15 protein-coding genes are annotated in these 19,390 nt (G+C 61.7%); 10 read left to right on the forward strand and 5 right to left on the reverse strand.

Annotated features, from left to right (window positions below; all coding sequences use genetic code 11):
* The first annotated feature begins 35 nt into the window (after positions 1 to 35).
* Complete coding sequence (locus AC07TV_RS04800; protein WP_494647258.1) at positions 36 to 1,907, forward strand: DUF294 nucleotidyltransferase-like domain-containing protein; 1,872 nt, start codon at positions 36 to 38, stop codon at positions 1,905 to 1,907.
* Positions 1,904 to 2,527, forward strand: a complete 624-nt coding sequence (locus AC07TV_RS04805; protein WP_494647259.1) for a 3'-5' exonuclease — start codon at positions 1,904 to 1,906, stop codon at positions 2,525 to 2,527. The genes AC07TV_RS04800 and AC07TV_RS04805 overlap by 4 nt, the downstream gene beginning before the upstream one ends.
* A 243-nt stretch (positions 2,528 to 2,770) precedes the next feature.
* Here AC07TV_RS04805 and nhaR read toward each other — a convergent pair whose 3' ends face one another.
* Entirely contained in the window at positions 2,771 to 3,670 is a 900-nt protein-coding gene (gene nhaR / locus AC07TV_RS04810) for a transcriptional activator NhaR (RefSeq protein ID WP_494647260.1), read from the reverse strand.
* Positions 3,671 to 3,817: 147 nt separating this feature from the next.
* Between nhaR and nhaD the strand changes: the two genes are divergently transcribed.
* Both nhaD and mscL read left to right on the forward strand, forming a co-directional pair.
* A complete protein-coding gene (gene nhaD, locus AC07TV_RS04815; RefSeq protein ID WP_494647261.1) occupies positions 3,818 to 5,101 on the forward strand; it encodes a sodium:proton antiporter NhaD in 1,284 nt (427 codons plus the stop codon).
* Positions 5,102 to 5,276: 175 nt separating this feature from the next.
* Positions 5,277 to 5,702, forward strand: a complete 426-nt coding sequence (gene mscL / locus AC07TV_RS04820) for a large conductance mechanosensitive channel protein MscL (RefSeq protein WP_494647262.1) — start codon at positions 5,277 to 5,279, stop codon at positions 5,700 to 5,702.
* A 130-nt stretch (positions 5,703 to 5,832) separates the two neighbouring features.
* On the opposite strand, the gene glnE is transcribed toward mscL, so the two are convergent.
* Positions 5,833 to 8,529, reverse strand: a complete 2,697-nt coding sequence (gene glnE / locus AC07TV_RS04825) for a bifunctional [glutamate--ammonia ligase]-adenylyl-L-tyrosine phosphorylase/[glutamate--ammonia-ligase] adenylyltransferase (protein ID WP_494647263.1) — start codon at positions 8,527 to 8,529, stop codon at positions 5,833 to 5,835.
* 100 nt (positions 8,530 to 8,629) lie between these two features.
* Here glnE and AC07TV_RS04830 point away from each other — a divergent pair, with 100 nt between their 5' ends.
* The 6 genes from AC07TV_RS04830 to aroG all read left to right on the forward strand — a co-directional run bounded on the left by AC07TV_RS04830 (position 8,630) and on the right by aroG (position 17,526).
* Positions 8,630 to 12,520, forward strand: a complete 3,891-nt coding sequence (locus AC07TV_RS04830) for a YhdP family protein (RefSeq protein WP_494647264.1) — start codon at positions 8,630 to 8,632, stop codon at positions 12,518 to 12,520.
* Positions 12,517 to 13,326 carry a carbon-nitrogen hydrolase family protein gene (locus AC07TV_RS04835; protein ID WP_494647265.1) on the forward strand — a complete coding sequence of 270 codons (810 nt, stop codon included), beginning with the start codon at positions 12,517 to 12,519 and terminating at the stop codon, positions 13,324 to 13,326. The genes AC07TV_RS04830 and AC07TV_RS04835 overlap by 4 nt, the downstream gene beginning before the upstream one ends.
* A 10-nt stretch (positions 13,327 to 13,336) precedes the next feature.
* Entirely contained in the window at positions 13,337 to 14,782 is a 1,446-nt protein-coding gene (gene tldD, locus AC07TV_RS04840) for a metalloprotease TldD (protein ID WP_494647266.1), read from the forward strand.
* Between the two features lie 28 nt (positions 14,783 to 14,810).
* Positions 14,811 to 15,443: a c-type cytochrome gene (locus AC07TV_RS04845; protein WP_494647267.1), complete on the forward strand. Its 633-nt coding sequence runs from the start codon at positions 14,811 to 14,813 to the stop codon at positions 15,441 to 15,443.
* Positions 15,444 to 15,546: 103 nt separating this feature from the next.
* Entirely contained in the window at positions 15,547 to 16,329 is a 783-nt protein-coding gene (locus AC07TV_RS04850; RefSeq protein ID WP_494647268.1) for a type IV pili methyl-accepting chemotaxis transducer N-terminal domain-containing protein, read from the forward strand.
* Positions 16,330 to 16,434: 105 nt separating this feature from the next.
* On the forward strand, positions 16,435 to 17,526 hold the full coding sequence (gene aroG / locus AC07TV_RS04855) for a 3-deoxy-7-phosphoheptulonate synthase AroG (protein WP_494647269.1): 1,092 nt from the start codon (positions 16,435 to 16,437) through the stop codon (positions 17,524 to 17,526).
* A 135-nt stretch (positions 17,527 to 17,661) separates the two neighbouring features.
* Here the strand turns inward: aroG and AC07TV_RS04860 are convergent, their stop codons facing one another.
* The 3 genes from AC07TV_RS04860 to AC07TV_RS04870 form a co-directional block, all read right to left on the reverse strand.
* A complete protein-coding gene (locus AC07TV_RS04860; RefSeq protein WP_494647270.1) occupies positions 17,662 to 18,483 on the reverse strand; it encodes a crotonase/enoyl-CoA hydratase family protein in 822 nt (273 codons plus the stop codon).
* A 64-nt stretch (positions 18,484 to 18,547) separates the two neighbouring features.
* Positions 18,548 to 18,763 carry a hypothetical protein gene (locus AC07TV_RS04865; protein WP_494647271.1) on the reverse strand — a complete coding sequence of 72 codons (216 nt, stop codon included), beginning with the start codon at positions 18,761 to 18,763 and terminating at the stop codon, positions 18,548 to 18,550.
* A 40-nt stretch (positions 18,764 to 18,803) separates the two neighbouring features.
* A complete protein-coding gene (locus AC07TV_RS04870) occupies positions 18,804 to 19,382 on the reverse strand; it encodes a cob(I)yrinic acid a,c-diamide adenosyltransferase (RefSeq protein ID WP_494647272.1) in 579 nt (192 codons plus the stop codon).
* Positions 19,383 to 19,390: the final 8 nt, after the last annotated feature.

A 19,390-nucleotide genomic window follows, 5' to 3' on the forward strand; every position in this document is an offset into this window, starting at 1 on the left:
TCGTTCCGGTCCGCCAAATCGAGCGCAGATGAATCGTGAATTCAAACATTGAGCCTATCCTGGCAAGCGAACTCGACGCGCTTGCCTCGCTTCCACCGTTTGGTCGAATGGAGCGCAGCCGTCTTGCATTGCTCCTGTCCAACAGCAGCGTTGTTTTTCAACGGCAGGGCAGCCGGATTTTTCATCCGGGGATCGCTTTGCGGGAACGTTCGTTCTGGATCATTCGGCAGGGAAGTGTTGCCCGGAGCGGCGGTTCGATCCGCCAAGCAGTGCCGCTGTTGAGCGTGGGCGGCATCTTCCCGGTCGAATCGATTCTCGATGGCAGCGATGGCGGTTATGCCTACATCGCGGAAGAAGATTGCTTTCTCTGGCGGATAGAGGGGCTGGCGATCGACGAGTGGCTTGGCGAACTACCGTTTCTGCGTTGGCTGGCCGAGGCCTTGCAGGCCGAACAGCAAGCGATGCAACGCTTGATGGTCGAGTTGGTGCATAGCCGACAGGTTGCCGATCAGGCATTGGCGCTGCCTGCGCGGTCAATCGGCGCGACGCAAGTGACCTGCGTGCCACCCGATTGCTCAATGCATGATGTTGCCGGCTTGATGAGTGAGCAGGGCATTGGTTCGGTTCTGGTTGGCACGCCGCAGGCCGTCGAGGGCATTGTCACGGCAACCGACCTGGTGCGGCGCGGCATTGCCCGGCGATTACCCGATACAACCCCGATTTCCGAGATCATGACGAGCAATCCGGTGGAGGTTGACGACGCTATCTCGGTCTTTGGTGCAGCCGTCGAAATGGCTCAGGGTAAATATCGCCACCTGTTACTCAAGAACTCGGAAGGCCTGATAGCGGGTGTCGTTTCCGAGCGGGACTTGTTCCATGCCCAGCAACAAGGTGTTTCGCATGTTTTCACGCCGATTAACGAGGCAGGCAGCGTTGATGAGTTGGTCACGCTGGCTGCTGCTGCCCGTGAGTTCGGTGAGCGCGTCTTCAGCCAGGGCATGGATGTCAGCCAGTTTCTGCGCCTGACATCCTCGATCAACGATCGCATTGCCAAGCGTTTGCTTGAGTTGCTGACAGTCCGCCATCCGCCGCCCGCCCCCTTTTGCTGGCTGGCCTTCGGGTCGGAAGGGCGCGAGGAACAGGGCTTTGTTACCGATCAGGATAACGGCCTGGTTTTTCTGCCACCAGTCGGGGCTGATGTGGCTGCAATTCGGGAGCGCTTTCTCGAGCTGGGCCGGGAGATGAACGATGCCCTCCATCACTGTGGTTTCGAGCGCTGCAAGGGCAATATCATGGCCGGGAATCCGGAGTGGTGCCTGAGCCTCGGCGAATGGAAGGCGCGCTTCTCGTCGTGGATCCATGCCACGACACCGACGGCGATCCTCAACTCGACCATCTTTTTCGACTTCCGGCCGATCTTCGGGGAAATGCAGCTCGCCGAAGAAATGCGCGATCATCTGCTCGCCGAGGTCAAGGGCAACAGCATTTTCATTCATCTGCTGGCTATCAATGCCCTCGAGGTCGCCCCGCCACTTGGGCGCTTGAGCCGCTTTGCCACGGTCAACGGGAAAATAGACGTAAAAACGCAAGGCACGCGCCTGTTCGTCGATATCGCCCGGATTTATGCGCTGCATTGTGGCGTGAAGGCGGTCAATACCGAACAGCGACTGGCCCTGGTTGGTCAGCGCATCAAGCGTTCGGTCAGTGCCATACAGGGCGACATCGCCGCATTCCACCATGTCCAAACCCTGCGTTTGCAGCGTCAACTCGCATCGCTTGCCGATGGCGAGGCGGCGAACAGTCTGGATCCCTACGCGCTTGATGAACTGCAGCAGCGCATTCTTCGCGAATCATTTCGCCAGGCCGCTTCGCTGCAGGAGCGACTGAAACTGGATTACAAGCGATGAGCATTGCATCCTGGATCCGGCAAAAAATTGGCCAAAGCCCATCGGCCGAATCCCCGGACGAGCAGTTGCTGGCCGAACTGGAATTTGTGCTGCTTGACGTCGATCTGACCGGTACCGACGCCACTCAGGATTCGGTAGTTGGTCTGGCATTCCTCCCTCTGGTCGACGGGGCTTTTCGGCCAGCCGAATTGCGTTACGTCCGCTTCCCTGACCCGGCCACTGAAGCAGGGCGTTGCGCCCCCGAAATTGTCGCTGGCTATCAGGCTTGTCTGGATCTGATGGCAAGCCGTGTTGTGGTGACCATCAACCCGAATTTCATCCAGCATATGCTGGCGCTTGCGGCTGATCGCTTCCAGTTGCCTCCCCCGGTCGGGACGTGGCTGGATTTGTCAGCGGTGGCGGGGGTCATCGGTGGCGAGGGCGTTGCCGCCACGTCGTTGAGCCGTTGGCAAGAGAAGATGAAAACCGGCGGGAGGCGTGAGCACGATGCGATTTACGATGTCTTTGCCATGGCTCAGCTGCTGCAGGCGCTGCTGGCCTATGCAGAAGATTCGGGGATCGAGACCCTGGCCGATTTGCGGCGCAATCAAAGCGCCGAGTCCTGGATGCGGCCTTATTAGTCGCTTGGCGAAAATGGGGACAGGCCAAGGCGGGGCATTTGAAAAATACCCGGATGTTTACCGTTTCTTGATCTGTTCGTGACATACCGTTAATTCGTCTGAGGGTACTCTGGTCAGGCTTCTCGAACGGAGAGTGACTCCCAAAGAGATTGCTGCACGGTCCAGACAAGACCATTTTTCAACCCACTTCGGTGGGTTTCTTTTTTACCCATATTCGTGACGGGAATGCTATTCACCACGGAGCTATTCGCCGACAGGCAAACCGATGCGCTGGGCTGACTGGGTTACCGCCAGGACGCTTGGATGGGTCAGGCGCCGTTCGACCGAAATGGCGAAGTAGCTGACCTGAACATCGGTGGTCCGCCCGATAACGGCCAGTTCACCGGAGGTGAGAAATTCGCCTTCCGCAATGGTGGGAACCGGAAAAGCGCCAATGCCAGCCTTGCCAAATGCCGCCATCAAGGCGGTGTCATCGAACACACCGACGACCCGTGCCTGGATGCGCTCTCTTTCCAGCCAGGGCAGAAGATTCGTTCTGACTGTTGAATCCTCCCCCGGTAAAAGCAGGGGCAGTTCGTTGAGGCAGGCGGGAAACTCGGGGGGCGTTTCAGCGATCAGACGTTTGGTCGCCAAAAAGGAAATTCCGGAATCGAGCAGGCGATGGTTATAGGCCCGAACACTGAAGCCCGGTGGCACCGGGGCGTCCGAAATGACCATGTCGAGTTCATGCACCGCCAGCTGGGCCAGCAAACGGTCCAGCTGCCATTCGCGGCAAACGATGCGTGTCGACTGTTCGCCATGGATGGCAGGCTGGAGCAAGGTACAGGCGAGGGATTTCGGTACCGCATCGGAAACGCCGACGCGGAACTCGGATGGTCGCCCCTTCGGATGATGCTTGATCATCACTTCCAGTTCGGCACTCAGGGCGAAAAGCTCGTCGGCGTACTCGAGGGCCATTTTGCCGGCCTCGGTCAGGACGATGGAGCGCCCCTGGCGGGCAAACAGCTCGGTCCCCAGGTTGCTTTCCAGCAGCCCGATCTGACCGCTCAAGGTTTGCGGCGTGACGTTGATAGCCTCGGCGGCCCGGGCAATGCTGCCGGCCTTGGCTACCTTCCAGAAATAAAACAGATGCTTGTGGTTCACTGTGTGGTTAATTCATCGAGAAAAGCTTATTGTTTAATGAAATAAATCGAATTTATTTTAGTCGTCAGTTGCGCTAACTTACTAGCCCAATTTGACCGGGGCGGGCTAATTGAGTCACGCCAGAGTTCAATCCCGCTGAGGTTTTGCATGCTAGCCACCATCGTCGTCATTTTCGTCATCGCCTACGCCGCCATCGCGTTGGAACACCCGCTCAAAGTCAATAAATCGGCCTCAGCCCTGATCGGTGCTGGCTTGTTGTGGACTGTGTACGCGCTCTCGCTGGGCGATACGCATCTACTGACGGAGCAATTGGGCGAGTCGCTGACTGGTACGGCGCAGATCGTGTTTTTCCTGATGGGGGCGATGACCATCGTTGAGGTCGTTGACGCGCATAACGGCTTCGAGGTGATCACCAAACGGATCAGGACGACCAAATTGTCGTCCCTGATGTGGCTGGTCGGCTTCGTCACCTTCTTCCTGAGTGCGATTCTCGACAATCTGACGACGACCATCGTGATGATCTCGCTCATGCGCAAGCTGCTGGCCAAGCATGAGGACCGCCTTTTCTTTGCCGGGATCATCGTTATCGCCGCCAATTCGGGGGGCGCCTGGTCACCGATCGGCGACGTGACGACGACGATGCTGTGGATCGGCGGCCAGATTACCTCGCTGGCGATTATGAAGGCGGTGCTCTTGCCGGCCTTGGTCAGCATGATCGTGCCGATGGGAATAACCGCCTACGTGTTACGCGGCCGCGAGGTAGCGAGTCCAGAAATTGTCGATGATGAGCATGGCGTACGCACCACGGAGTTTGAACGCAACCTGATGTTCTTCATGGGGCTCGGCATTCTGGTGGCCGTTCCCGCCTTCAAGACGATTACCCACCTGCCGCCATTCATGGGCATCCTGTTCGGTCTGGGGCTCCTCTGGCTGGTCGGCGATCTGGTCCATCGGCACAAGGAAGACGAATTCAAGGTCCATTTCACTCTGGCCCACGCCCTGAGCAAGATCGACTTGAGTTCGCTGGTGTTTTTCATCGGCATTCTGCTTTCAGTCGCCACCCTGGAACATACGCATATCCTGACCTCGCTGGCTACGTGGCTGGACCAGACCGTCGGAAGGCAAGATGTCATCGTTCTGATCATCGGCATCGTTAGTGCCATCGTCGACAACGTGCCCTTGGTTGCGGCCTCCATGGGTATGTACAGCCTGACGACCTTCCCGCCTGACCATTTCCTCTGGCAATTCATGGCCTATTGCGCGGGTACGGGCGGCTCCATCCTGATCATCGGCTCGGCGGCCGGCGTGGCCGCGATGGGGCTCGAGAAGATCCACTTCTTCTGGTACGTCAAGAAGATCAGCGGCTTGGCTCTGGTCGGCTATTTCGCCGGCGCGGGCATCTATCTCCTGCAAATGAACGTGCTTTCGTAGGCGCGCTCATCGGATCCGCGCGTCTTTTTTGCCCAGCAGAAAAGCGTGCCGAAGGCCGTTGCCGCGCGGTTCTGTAAAGCTTTGTAATGAAACCTGAAATTATGAAAAATGCTTGACCTGCTCGCGCCACAAAGCGAATAATCCGCCGATACAAAACGTATCCAAGGAGAGAAATATGGGAATGGTCCAGGAATTCAAGGAATTCGCCGTCAAGGGCAACGCGATGGATCTGGCGGTCGGCGTCATCATCGGCGGCGCCTTCGGCAAGATTGTCGATTCCATCGTCGGCGACCTGATCATGCCGCTGGTCAGCCGCCTCGTCGGCAAGCTCGATTTCTCCAACCTGTTCGTCGTTCTCGGCGACAACCCGAACAATCTGGCCACGCTGGCCGACCTCAAGAAGGCAGGCGTGGCCGTCTTTGCCTACGGCTCCTTCCTGACCATCCTGGTCAACTTCGTCATTTTGGCCTTCATCATCTTCATGATGGTCAAGCAGATGAACCGCATGCGCAAAGAAGAGCCGGCGGCCGCGCCCGAAGCCCCGGTGACCCCGGAGGACGTCGTGCTGCTGCGCGAGATTCGCGATTCGCTGAAGAAGTAAGCGACTTTCGCTCCGATCAAGGCCGCCGTGTGCGGCCTTTTTTCATGGCGGCTGCGCGTGGCCACGGTCAACCGGGCGTGCTACGGTCAACCGCAAAAAATGGCCAAAATTGACATGGTCATGGCGCCCCTCAGCCAGCAAAAACCGCCGCCCACAACTGGCGGACGGCGGCGATATGCTGTTCCACCTCCTCGCGCGGAATTGGCGCCTTGGGAAAGGCCGACAGCCGCTTGGCGTGCTGCAGCCGGCGGTATTCGCGGTAGGCGTTGCCAGCCGCTTCCCCTTGCTGCGGGTCAATCAGGCCGAGTTCGCCGGCCATGCGCAGCAAGGCGATGTTGCCCAGATTGCCGGTCAGGCTGGCGTGCTGGTGCGAATAACCGAGGATCAGGTACTGGACGATGAATTCGACGTCGATAATGCCGCCTTCGTCGTGCTTGAGGCCGAACTCGGTTTCGCTTTTCGTGCCATGCGCATCGACCATCTTTTGCCGCATGGCGACGACTTCCTCCCGGAGCTTGGCCAGGTCGCGCGGCAGGCGCAGGATTTCACAGCGGATTTCCTCGAAACGCTTGCCGACGGCCGGATCGCCAGCGCAGAAGCGGGCCCGGGTCAGGGCCTGGTGTTCCCAGGTCCAGGCGTTCTTGAGTTCGTATTCGCGGAAGGAGTCGACGGAAACGGCAAGCAGGCCGGAGTCGCCATTCGGACGCAGGCGGAGGTCGGTTTCGAACAGGATGCCGGCCGGCGTCTGGCTGGACAGCCAGGAATTCAGGCGCTGGCCAAGGCGGGCGTAGTTTTCCGGGGCATCCTGGTCGTCGTCGTCATAGAGGTAAACGAGGTCGAGGTCTGAGGCGTAGCCGAGTTCCTTGCCGCCCATCTTGCCGTAGCCGATGACGGCAAATTTCGGTGTTTCGCAGTGGCGATTTTTGATCTTGGACCAGACCAGCGGCAGCGTTTCCTGGACGATGGTGTCGGCCAGTTCGGTCAGGTGGTCGGAAAGGCGCTCGATGGTCTGCAGGCCGGCCAGATCCTGGGCCAGCAGCCGGAAAACCTGACCGTGGTGCATTTCGCGCAGGATGTCCATCTCGCGTTCGGTGTCGTCGGCATGCTGGGCCAGATTGTCGCGCAGGATTTCGCGGAAACCGGTCCAGTCGGTGGCGATCTCGTAGAGGCGCGGGTCGAGCAGTTCGTCGAGAAGCAGCGGGTGGCGGTTCAGGTAATCGGCCGCCCAGTTCGAGGCGCACATCATGTCGGCAACGCGGCGCAGGGCCATCGGGTATTGCTGAAGCAGGGCGAGGTAGGAGCCGCGGCGGGCAATGCCTTCGAGGAAACTCAGGCCGCGGGCCAGCGTCGTATCGGGGGCGGGGGTCGCGCTGGCCGCCTCGATCAGGCGCGGGCCGACGGCGTCGAGACGGGCCCGGTTGGTCGCCGGCAGTTGCAGGTAGCGGCTGGCGGCGCGCAGTTCGGCCAGCCGCGCGATGGCCTCCTTCGGCTGGCGGTAGCCGAGATTGCCGAAGGCTTCGATGGCTGTGTCCTCGTCGAGCTGGCCTTGCCACAGGCCGGTCAACGGGTGCTCGCCGGCTTCCGGGTCGGAGAAAATGGCGCCGAAGTGCTGGCTGACCTTTTCGCGGTGACCATCGAGCACGGCCAGCATGGCCGGCCAGTCGGGAAAGTCCATGCTGACAGCGATGTTTTGCCGATTTTCGGCGTCGATCGGCAGCATGTGCGTCTGCTTGTCCTCGACGTATTGCAGCCGGTGCTCAAGGCGGCGCAGGAAAACGTAGGCTTCGCGCAATTCCTGCTCGGTTTCGGTCGGGATCAATTTGCGGTCGACGAGCAACTTCAGAACGGAAAGGGTCGGCCGGATCTGCAGCGCCGAATCGCGGCCGCCGCGGATGAGCTGGAACACCTGGGCCATGAACTCGATCTCGCGGATGCCGCCGGGGCCGAGCTTGACGTGGTCGGCCATGTCCTTGCGTGCCACTTCGCGGCTGATCTGGGCGTGCAGGTCGCGCATCGCGTTGATGGCACCAAAATCGAGATATTTGCGGAAGACGAAGGGCCGGGCGATTTTCTGCATGGCGGTAACCCACGCTGGTTGCAGATTTTCGCCGGCATTCATGGTGCGGCCCTTGATCCAGGCGTAACGCTCCCATTCGCGACCCTGGGTGATGAAATAGTTCTCCAGGGCGTCGAGCGAACAGACCAGCGGGCCGGAGTCGCCATTCGGCCGCAGGCGCATGTCGACGCGGAAAACCTGGCCGTCGGCCGTCAAATCGCCGAGCGCGCCGATGATGCGTTTGCCGAGGCGGGTGAAAAAATCGAAGTTCTCGATGCTTTTCGGGCCGGCCGTGTCGCCGTCTTCGGGGTAAACGAAAATGTAATCGACATCGGACGACACGTTCAGCTCGCGCCCGCCCAGCTTGCCCATGCCGATGATCAGCAGGCGCTGCGGCTGACCGGCCTTGTCGAGTGGTTCGCCGTAAGTGGCAACGAGCTGGCGGTGATAGTACTCAAGCGCGAAGTTGGTCGTTACGTCGGCCAGCAATGTCATGCACTCGACGATTTCAGCCAGCGGCGCCAGGCCGCCCAGATCGCGCAAAACCAGATGGGCCATGGTGCGTTGGCGCAGGCGGCGCAGGGCGGAGCGAACCGCATCGTCATCGGCAAACTCCCGTTGCAGCGGCGCCTGCAGCATGGCTTCGGTGAGCGGCTGTTGCCAGGTGGCGAGCAGTTCGGGAATCAGTTCCGGGTGCGCCTGCAGCAAGTTTGCGAGATAGCGGCTGTGGTGTATAGCCACTTGCCAGCGGGGATCTAGGTTGGTGTCCATGATGGTCCATCGGCAGCAGGGCCGAAAAGGTAGAATGTCGTTTTTATCCAGTATTCGATTGTAGTGATCTATTCCCCCCTCTGGCAAAGCGGTTTGACGCGTGAGTGAGCCGCTCCACCACAAAACCCAAGTGATTTCGCCCGATGTGCGCGTGGCGCTGTATCACCGGCTGCACTGGCTGTGGCCGCTGCTTGCCGGGCGCAGCATCCGCGTCCTGGGCTGGGGGCTGTTCGCCGCCTGGCTGGCTTTTGCCGTCCTGGTGCTGGCCTTGCGCTACGCGGTGTTGCCCAGGATTGGCGACTACCAGCTCGAGATAGAGCAGGCGGCAACACGCGCCGTCGGGCAGCCGGTCAGTATTGGCCGGATCGAGGCACGCTGGCGGGGGCTGAATCCGGATCTGGTGCTTAATGACGTGGTGATTGCCGACCGTCAGGGCGCCCCGGCTTTCTCTCTGACCCGGGTCGAAGGCGTGCTGTCCTGGCAGACCCTGTGGCGCCTGCGGCCGACCTTGGCCCTGCTGGCGTTCGATGGCCCGGTCCTGCACGTCCGGCGCGACATCAACGGCAAGATCACGGTGGCCGGCGTCGATGCCGAAGGCGAGAGCGATCCGGCCTTTGCCGAATGGGTGCTCGAACAGAAGCGCATCCGCATCCGCGATGCAACGATTGTCTGGGACGACCGGCTGCGCAAGGCGCCGCCGCTGGTCCTCGAAGACCTGCAATTCGCCCTCGATAACAGCGGGCGCCGCCATCGCTTCGGTATCTCTGCCGCTCCGCCCGATGAACTGGCCTCCCGCGTCGATATCCGTGGCGAGGTGAAGGGCGACCTCGGCGAGGCGCTCGAGCATTTGTCCGGACAGATTTTTGTCGAACTCGATTACGCCGATCTGGCCGGCTGGCGGGCTTGGGTCGATTACCCGGTCAATCTGCCACAGGGCCGGGGCGCCCTGCGCATCTGGGGCGATCTTGACGAAGGTGCCGGCAAATTGACAGCTGACGTGGCCCTCGAGGAATTGCGCATCCGCCTTGGCCGCAAGCTGCCCGAGCTTGATCTTGCCAGCATGCGTGGCCGTCTCGAAGGGCGTTACAAGACTGATGAGTGGGCGGTTTCCGGTCATCAGGTCGAACTGCAGACGCAGGATGGCATTCGCATCGCGCCGACCGACTTCAAGGTTGATTGGCGCCAGGACGCGGCCAGTGCTGCGGTCAACGGCAATGCCAGCGCCAGTTTTCTCGATCTGGCCGTGCTCGGCCGTCTGGCTTCCTATTTGCCGCTCGATGCGCAGAGCCGGGACTTGCTGATCCGCCATCGGCCACAGGGCCAGATTGCCGAATTGAAGGCGAGCTGGTCGTTGGCCGGCGACACGCTCAAGCGCTACAGTCTGAAGGCCGGCTTCCGTGAGATGGGCATCGAGGCGGACGGCATTTTCCCCGGCGCCGGGGGCGTTTCCGGGACCATCGACCTGACCGAAAAAGGCGGTGATCTGAAGCTGGATTCCGGTGTGTCCAGCCTGTCCCTGCCGGCCATTTTTCCCGAACCGAACATCGTGCTCGATACGCTGAAAGTCAAGGCGAACTGGAAAAACTCGGCGCAAGGGACCGACATCAAGCTCGAAAAACTCGAATTCGCCGGCCCCGATGCCGCCGGTTCGGCCCAGGGGACGTATCGCTACACCGGCGAAGGGCCGGGCGAAATCGATCTGACGGCCAGCGTCGAGCGCGGCGAAGGGACGGCTGTCTGGCGCTACATGCCGCATGCCGTCAATGCCGGTGCCCGCAACTGGATCCGGCGCGGCATCGTCGGCGGCCGTGGCTATGACGGCAAGCTCATCCTCAAGGGCAATCTCAAGGATTTCCCGTTCCGCGACGGCAAGGGCGGCAAGTTCATCGTCACCGCCAAGGCGACCGGCGCCAAGGTCGATTACGCTGACGGCTGGCCGGTCATCGACGACATCGATGCGGACATGAGCTTCGATACCGGCATGCGGATCAAGGCCAGCAAGGGCCGCATCCTTGGTGCCTCGCTGGCCGACGTCAAGGTTGATATTCCGGATTTCGAATCGCACGAAGAGATGTTGCTGGTCCGTGGCACGGCACTGGGGCCAACCAGCGAGTTCTTCCGCTTCATCGAACAAAGCCCGGTGGCCGAGCAGATCGATCGCTTCACCGACGGCATGAAGGCGGTCGGTAACGGCAGCCTGAATCTCGAGCTGGATATTCCGTTGCGCCATGCGCTCGATACCAAGGTGCGCGGTGACTATCGTTTCCAGAATAACCAGTTGCAGCCACTGGCCGGCTTGCCGATGCTGACGCAGGTCAATGGGCGCCTGTTGATCACCGAAAATACCGTTGCGGCGAAGGACATCGCCGGCCAGGTTTTTGGCGGGCCGCTCAAGGTCCAGGTCAAGAGCGCCGAGGGCAAGGTTGGCGTGGTGGCGACCGGCACCGCCGCGATCGGCGAGGTCAGCAAGTATTTCGGCTGGCCGTTGATCAACCATCTGAGCGGCAATGCCGCCTGGAAGGCGGATATCAGCATTCGCCGGCGCAATGCCGACGTGGTGGTCGAATCGGACCTGCTTGGCATCAGTTCGCCGCTGCCCGAACCCCTGAACAAGAACGCCACGATGCCACTTCCGCTACGCATCGAGCGGACGGCGCCGGACGCCCAGCGCGAGCAATACCGGATCACGCTCGGCAAGGTTGCCCAGGGCTTGATTATCCGAAAGGGTGAGAGCTGGGAGCGGGGCGTTTTTGCCGTTGGTGATGTCGAGCCGCGCCTGCCGGAAAAGGGGCTGGCCGTGCGCGTGGCGACGCCGCGCATCGATGCCGATGCGTGGAAGAATTTCCTGCCCGAGGGGGCGACCGGCGGCGCCGACAATGGCGGTCTGGCGCTCAATGTAGTGACGCTCAAAACGCCGCTGTTGCGTCTGTTCGAGCGCGATTACAACCAGGTTGATGTCAGCCTGCGGCCGCGCGACAGCGGCTGGCAGATCGGTCTGAATACCCGGGAGGCGGTCGGCGAGGTGTTCTGGAGGAGTTCCGGCGAGGGCTGGGTCGAGGGCAATTTCAAGCGACTCATCGTGCGTCCGGCCACCGAGGCGACCGATGATGCGTCGTCGCTGATCAATACCCTGCCCGGGATGAGCCTGTCGGTCGATGATTTCCACCTCGGCGAGAAGGCACTGGGCCGGCTCGAACTCAAGGCACGCAACGACAAGGGGGCCTGGCACCTCGATACCTTGAACCTCGAGAACCCGGATGGCGCTCTCAAGGGCAAAGGGGTGTGGACGCAGGGTGTTCGCCCGCAGACGCGGCTCGATTTCGAGCTGACGGCGAAGGATATCGGCAAGCTGGTCGACCGTCTTGGCTACGGCGACACCGTGCGCCGCGGCAAGGCAAAACTGACCGGCGACCTGCAATGGAACGGGCCGCTGACCGGCATTCACTACCCGTCGCTGACCGGTCAACTGGCTGTCGAGGCGGAAAAAGGCCAGTTCAACAAGCTCGAACCGGGAGTCGGCAAACTGCTTGGGCTGATTTCGCTGCAATCCCTGCCGCGCCGCCTGACTCTCGATTTTCGCGACATCTTCAGCGACGGACTGGCTTTTGACAGCATCGAGAGCAAGCTGTCGATCCGCAAAGGCATCATGCGCACCGTCGAGCCGCTACGCATCTCCGGGCCGGCGGCGCAGGTCGAAATGCGGGGCGAAACCGATCTCAAGGCGGAAACGCAGGACCTGCAGGTGGTCGTCCGGCCGGAACTCGGCGGGCTGGCTGCCGTCGGCGCCGCAGCACTGGTCAATCCGGCCATCGGGGCAGCGGCGCTGCTGGCCAATACCGTGTTGCAAAAACCGCTCAACCGGCTGTTCAGCTACCGCTATCATGTGACCGGCACCTGGGCCGACCCGCTCGTCGACAAGGCGGGCGAGTCGGTGCAGGAAGTAAAACCCGAGCCGGAAGACGCCAGCAAACCCATGGAGAGCAAGCCTTGAGCAAGCAGAATTGCCGTATCGCAGCCGTGCAGATGATTTCCGGACCGCGCGTTGCCGACAATCTGGCCACCGCCGGCCGGCTCATCGACGACGCGGTCGGGCAGGGTGCCCAGCTCGTCGTCTTGCCTGAATATTTTCCCATCATCGGCGCCGCCGATGCCGACCGGGTGCGGGCGCGCGAGGATTTTGGCGCCGGGGCCATCCAGTCCTGGCTAGCTGAAACGGCGCAGCGCCACGGTATCTGGCTTTTTGCCGGGTCCCTCCCGTTGACCGTCAGCCGTCCGGACAAGATGCGTAATGCCAGCCTGGTCTTCAACCCGGCCGGCGAATGTGTCGCGCGTTACGACAAGATCCACCTGTTCGGTTTCAAAAAGGGTGATGAGTCCTACGACGAGGCCAGCTTCATCGAACCGGGCGATACGCCGGTCGCCGTCGACACGCCGTTCGGCAAGGTCGCCCTGTCGATCTGCTACGACCTCCGCTTTCCCGAGTTGTACCGGGCCCTGGCGCCGGTCGATCTGATTCTCGTGCCGGCCGCCTTCACCGAAACGACGGGCAAGGCGCACTGGGAAATTTTGCTCCGGGCCCGGGCCATCGAGAACCAGTGTTATCTTCTCGCTGTCGGACAGGGCGGGCGCCATGAAAATGGCCGCATGACGCACGGCAACAGCATGATCATCGACCCGTGGGGCGAGATTCTCGACCGCAAATTGAAGGGGCCGGGCGTCGTCATCGCCGACCTCGATCACCAGCGCATTGCCGAAATTCGCGAGAGCCTGCCGGCGCTCGCACACCGCAAACTTTAAGGAAGTATCCATGACTCAAAACAGCGCGTTGGCCCAAGCCGAATCCCTGCTGCTGGCCCCCTTCTCGCTCAGCGAAGGCGACCTGTCGCGAACCTTCGGCCAGATCCTGACGCACCAGGTCGATTACGCCGATCTCTATTTCCAGTACTCGCGCTCCGAGGCGTGGAGCCTCGATGAAGGCATCGTCAAGTCGGGCAGCTTCAACATCGACCAGGGCGTCGGCGTGCGCGCCATCTCGGGCGAAAAAACGGCCTTTGCCTACTCCGACGACATCAGCTCGCAAGCACTCGGCGATGCCGCCAACGCCGTGCGGGCGATTGCCGCAGCCGGGCAGGATTCCAAATTTGGCCAATTTTCCCGGTCGACCGTGGCAAGGTCGCTGTACGTGCCGCACGACCCGATTGCGTCGCTGCCGGCAGAAGCCAAGGTCAAGTTGCTCGAACGTCTCGAAGGTTTTGCCCGGGCGCTTGATCCGCGTGTCCTGCAGGTCATGGCGTCGCTTGCCGGCGAGTACGAAGTGGTCCTCGTCGCCGGTTCCGACGGCCGTCTGGCCGCCGACATCCGGCCGCTCGTGCGTTGCTCGATCTCGGTCATCATCGAAGAAAACGGCAAGCGCGAGCAGGGCTCGTCTGGCGGCGGCGGCCGTTTCGATTTCGGCTATTTCGACGACGAAATCCTCCAGCGCTACGCCAAGGAGGCGGTCCATCAGGCCGTTACCAATCTCCATGCCGATCCGGCCCCGGCCGGCCAGATGACTGTCGTGCTCGGCGCCGGCTGGCCCGGCATCCTGTTGCACGAAGCCGTCGGCCACGGCCTCGAAGGCGACTTCAACCGCAAGGGCAGTTCGGCCTTTTCCGGCCGGGTTGGCCAGCGCGTTGCCGCCGAGGGCGTCACCGTCATCGACGACGGCACGATTGCCGACCGGCGCGGTTCGCTCAACATCGACGACGAAGGCAACACGACCCAGCGCACCGTGCTGATCGAGGATGGCATTCTCAAGGGCTATCTGCAGGACAGCCTGAACGCCCGCCTGATGGGCGTCGCCCCGACCGGCAACGGCCGGCGCGAATCCTTCGCCCACCTGCCCATCCCGCGCATGACCAACACCATGATGCTGGCCGGCAAGCACGATCCGGCGGAAATCATCAAATCGGTCAAGAAGGGCATCTACGCCGCCAATTTTGGCGGTGGTCAGGTCGATATAACGAGCGGCAAGTTTGTCTTTTCGATGAGCGAGGCCTACCTCATCGAAGACGGCAAGGTGACCCGCCCGATCAAGGGCGCGACGCTGATCGGCAACGGCCCGGACGCACTGACCCGCGTTTCGATGATCGGCAACGACCTCAAACTCGACCCCGGTGTCGGCACCTGCGGCAAGGATGGACAGAGCGTTCCGGTCGGTGTCGGACAGCCAACCTTGCGTATCGATGGACTGACGGTGGGTGGAACGGCATAATACCGGCACATTTTGTGGGGGTATTTTGATGCGCGCGTTGCTTTTTTTCGCAGGCTGCTTGCTGTCTGCTTCGGTGTTCGCTCAGTCCGCTGCTCCGGGAAGTGCTGCACAGGACCGCCTGAAGTCTCTCGGCGCCGATCCGGTCGCCTTGCGGGCGGCGATCGATGCCGGCAAGAAGGCCACTTTTTTCTGCGCCAATTGCCACGGTGAAGACGGCATCAGCAAGACGCCGGATGTCCCGAATCTGGCCGGCCAGAACCCGGCCTACCTGCTCGAACAGATTCGCAAGTTCGGCGCCGGCGAGCGCAAGGATCAGTTCATGCAAGGCCTGATCAAGGTGCTCAAGGACGAGGAGCGCGTTCAGGTTGCCCACTACTACGCCAGCATCAAGGTGCCACCATCCGTCGCCGATAATAGCCAGGTCCCGCGCGGCAAGGAGCTGTTCAGCAAGCTGTGCATTCGTTGCCATGGCGAGCAGGCTCGTGGCAACGAGTTGTACCCCCGTCTGGCCGGTCAGAAAGTGCCGTACCTGAAAAGCTCGATCACCCGCTATCGCGACATGACCGGCGTGCGCAACAACCAGTTGATGTCGATTGCCACAGCAACGCTCAAGAACGAAGACATCACGGCCATAGCCAACTACCTGACGCAGATGCCCTGAGCGACGAATTTACCGTCGTGTGACATTGTTGATTCGTATCATGGTCCTGCGGTAAACGCCGCGGCTATCCTCTTGGCTCGAAAAAGCCATCCCGGGAGGCCTCGTGAAGACCGTGTTGTCAGCATTGCTCGCATTTTTCCTTAGCCTGGCCGGCAATGAGGCGCAGGCGCAGATCAGCGACATCAATTCGGCGATCAACAAGGCCGGCCGCCAGCGGATGCTGTCGCAGCGCATGGCCAAGGCCTATTTCCAGATTGGGCAACAAATCGACGTCGACCGCAGCAGGAAGATTCTCGATGGTTCCATTGCCGTCTTCGACCGGCAGCACGTCGAGTTGAAGAACTACGCGCCGACACCGGAGATCAAGGAAACCTACCTCAAGCTCGAAAAGTCCTGGCTGGCCTACAAGGATGTGCTGGTCGGGGCGACGCCATCGCCGGAAAACGGGCGAAAAGTGCTGGCCATTTCCGAAGAGGTGCTGGAGCTGGCGCATCAGGCCACCGTCCAGCTGGAAAAGAAATCAGGTTCGAACGCCGGCCGCTTGGTCAACGTCTCGGGGCGCCAGCGCATGTTGTCGCAGCGGATGGCCAAGTATTACCAGGCCGCTTCGTGGGGCATTGCCGACAGCAGTGGCGCCACCAATCTGGGCAAGGCGCGTAAGGATTTCAGCGAGGCACTGCAGGAGCTGGGCGGGGCTCCTGCCAACTCTGTTCTGATAAACGATAGCCTCGGCCTCGTCAGGCAACAGTGGATATTCTTCGAGAGCGCCCTCAATCAAAAAACCGGCGGTGACAAGCGGGCGCAGCTGGCCGTGGCGACGACCAGCGAACGCATCCTTGAAGAGATGGAGGGCGTTGTCGGTCTTTACGAAAGGCTGCCGAAGTAATCAGATCAGGCTGGGTTGCCGCTCGTTCCAAGGCGGGCAGCGCGAAATCTTCCATGGCCATCCGGTAGAATGCTGGGTTTTCAGCATTTCTGAATGAGACTGGCCATGACGCAGCACAGCACGCAAACGAGCAAACCCAACACCGACGACCTGCGCATCAAGGAAATCAAGGAACTGGTGCCGCCGGCCCACGTTTTCCGCGAATACCCGGTGTCCACCCGCGCCGCCCAGACGACCTATGCCGCCCGCCAGGCCATTCACCGCGTCCTGCATGGCGCCGACGACCGCCTGCTCGTCGTCATCGGACCGTGCTCGATCCATGATCACGACCTGGCCATCGATTACGCCAAAAAGCTGGCCAAGGAAGCCGAGAAATACGCCGAAGACCTCATCGTCGTCATGCGCGTCTATTTCGAAAAGCCGCGCACGACGGTGGGCTGGAAGGGTCTGATCAACGATCCGCGCCTCGACAACACCTTCCGCATCAACGAAGGTCTGCGTCTGGCCCGGCGCATCCTGCTCGAAATCAACGAGCTCGACCTGCCCTGTGCCACCGAATTCCTCGACACCATCACGCCGCAATACACCGCCGACCTCATCGCCTGGGGCGCCATTGGCGCCCGCACCACCGAGTCGCAGGTGCATCGTGAGCTGGCTTCCGGCCTGTCCTGCCCGGTCGGTTTCAAGAACGGTACTGACGGCAACATGCGCATCGCCGTCGACGCCATTCGCTCGGCCAATTCACCGCACCATTTCCTGTCGGTGACCAAGTCCGGCCACACCGCCATCGTGTCGACGACCGGCAATGAGGACTGCCACGTCATCCTGCGCGGCGGCAAGGAGCCGAATTACGACGCCGCCAGCGTCGATGCGGCATGCACCGAAATCGCCAAGGCCGGCCTCGCCGCCCGGCTCATGGTCGATTTCTCGCACGGCAACAGCCGCAAGCAATTCAAGCTGCAAATGGAAGTCAGCGACAGCGTCGCTGCCCAACTGACCGCCGGCGAAGACCGCATCGTCGGCGTCATGGTCGAATCGCACCTCGTCGAAGGCCGCCAGGACATCGTCCCGGACAAACCGCTGACCTACGGCCAGAGCGTCACCGACGCCTGCATCAACTGGGAAGACAGCGTCAAGGTGCTCGATCAGCTGGCCGCCGCCGTGCGCGCCCGGCGGGTGGCTGAAGCGGCCGAATAGGCCGGCCGATCAAGCTGGGAACAGGCATCAAGCGGCAAAGCTCCGGCCTGGACTGACTTTTCCTGAGCGGTGCATTCTGGCCCGATTGGCGCAAGCCGGTCGGGCCTTCCTGTCTTTGGTTCGCCTGTTTCCGGCTCAGTCGGTGAAATCCGGCCGACGCTTCTCGCGCTGGGCGGCGATGCTCTCGCCGAGGTCGGCCGAAAGCAGCATCGCCGCGTTCCAGCCGGCGACGTAATTGAGGCCGTCGGCCACCGAGTGGTCACGGCTGAAATTGAGCACGTCCTTGGTCCCGCGAACAGCCAGCGGCGACTTGGCGGCAATGGTTTGGGCGATTTCGCGGACGCCCACGGTCAACCGGGAAAAATCGCCAAATTTGAAATTGATCAGGCCGAGTTTCTCCGCTTCGTCGGCATCCACACTGCGGCCGGTGTACGCCAGTTCGCGCGCCATCCCTTCGCCGATCAGGCGCGGCAGGCGTTGCAGCGTGCCGACATCGGCGACCATGCCGAGATCGATTTCCTTGATCGAAAAAACCGCATCCGGCGCCGCGTAGCGCATGTCGCAACAAGTCACGAGATCGAGCGCACCGCCCACGCAGGCGCCCTGGATAGCGGCGAGCACCGGCTTGCGGCAACGTTCGATGCTGCTCAGGCAGTCCTGCAAATCGAGGATCAGCCGACGCAGCATTTCGCGGCTACGGGCGCCATCGGCGTGAGCGGTCTGTTGCTGGATGCTGCCGAGCATGGCGAGGTCGATCCCGGCGCAAAAGTTCTTGCCTTCGCCGCTCAGAATCGCGACGCGGGCCTCCGGCGTGGCATCGACCCATTCGAAAGCCAGACGGACTTCCTGCCACATCGCCTCGTTCATCGCATTCGACTTGTCCGGCCGGTTGAGACGGACATCGGCGATGTTGTCGACGAGCGTGATGGCGAGGGTGGTGAATTCTGGCGTATTCATGGGCTTGTCTCCGGGGGGCTGGATTTTTTGCCGATGTTAAGCCTGTCCGGCGCAGGCCGCCCGCTCAGGCCATCCCGGCCAGTGCTGCGGCGAGGTCGGCGTTGTCGTCATCTTCACCGCCGCCGGCATGGATCTTCTGACTCTCGATGCTGACCGCGTAACCGGCGGCACGCAGTTGTTCGGCCCAGTGCTCGGCGACCTTGCGCGATTCGTGCCAGGGGCCGTGCTCGATGATCGGGCGGTCGGTGCCGGTGCGGTAGGTGGTCTTGACGCGGTACACGGTTTAACCAGAAATGGCGTCGATGGCCGGCCGGGACGGATTACACGGCATTCTTGCCCTTTTGCCAGAGCACATCGCCGCGGCCGCCGGCCCGGTTGAGGGCGCGGCCGAGGATGAAGAGCAGGTCGGACAGACGGTTGATGTAGCGGCGAGCGGCTTCGGACAGCGGTTCGGCGCCGTGCAGGCGGACCATGGCCCGCTCGGCGCGGCGGCAGACGGTGCGGCTCAGGTGGGCGAGCGCGGCGGCGCGGGTGCCGCCGGGCAGGATGAATTCCTTGAGCATTGGCAGGTCGGCATTGAAGGCTTCGGCCTGCGCTTCGAGACGGGCGACCTGGGCATCCTTCATGACGGCCATGCCGGGCAGGCAAAGTTCGCCGCCGAGGTCGAAAAGGTCGTTCTGGACGTCGAGCAGGGCGGCGCGCATGGCTTCCGGCATGTCTTCGCAGAGCAGTACGCCGAGGCCCGAGTTGAGCTCGTCGACTTCGCCGATGGCGTCGATGCGCAGGCTGTCCTTGGTCGTCCGGCTGCCATCGCCAAGGCCGGTCGTGCCGGCGTCGCCGGTGCGGGTGACGATCTTCGACAGGCGGTTGCCCTTGCGTTCTTGTTCAGTGTCGTTCACGGTGCTTT

This window comes from Azonexus sp. GW821-FHT04F04 (genome assembly GCF_059420025.1).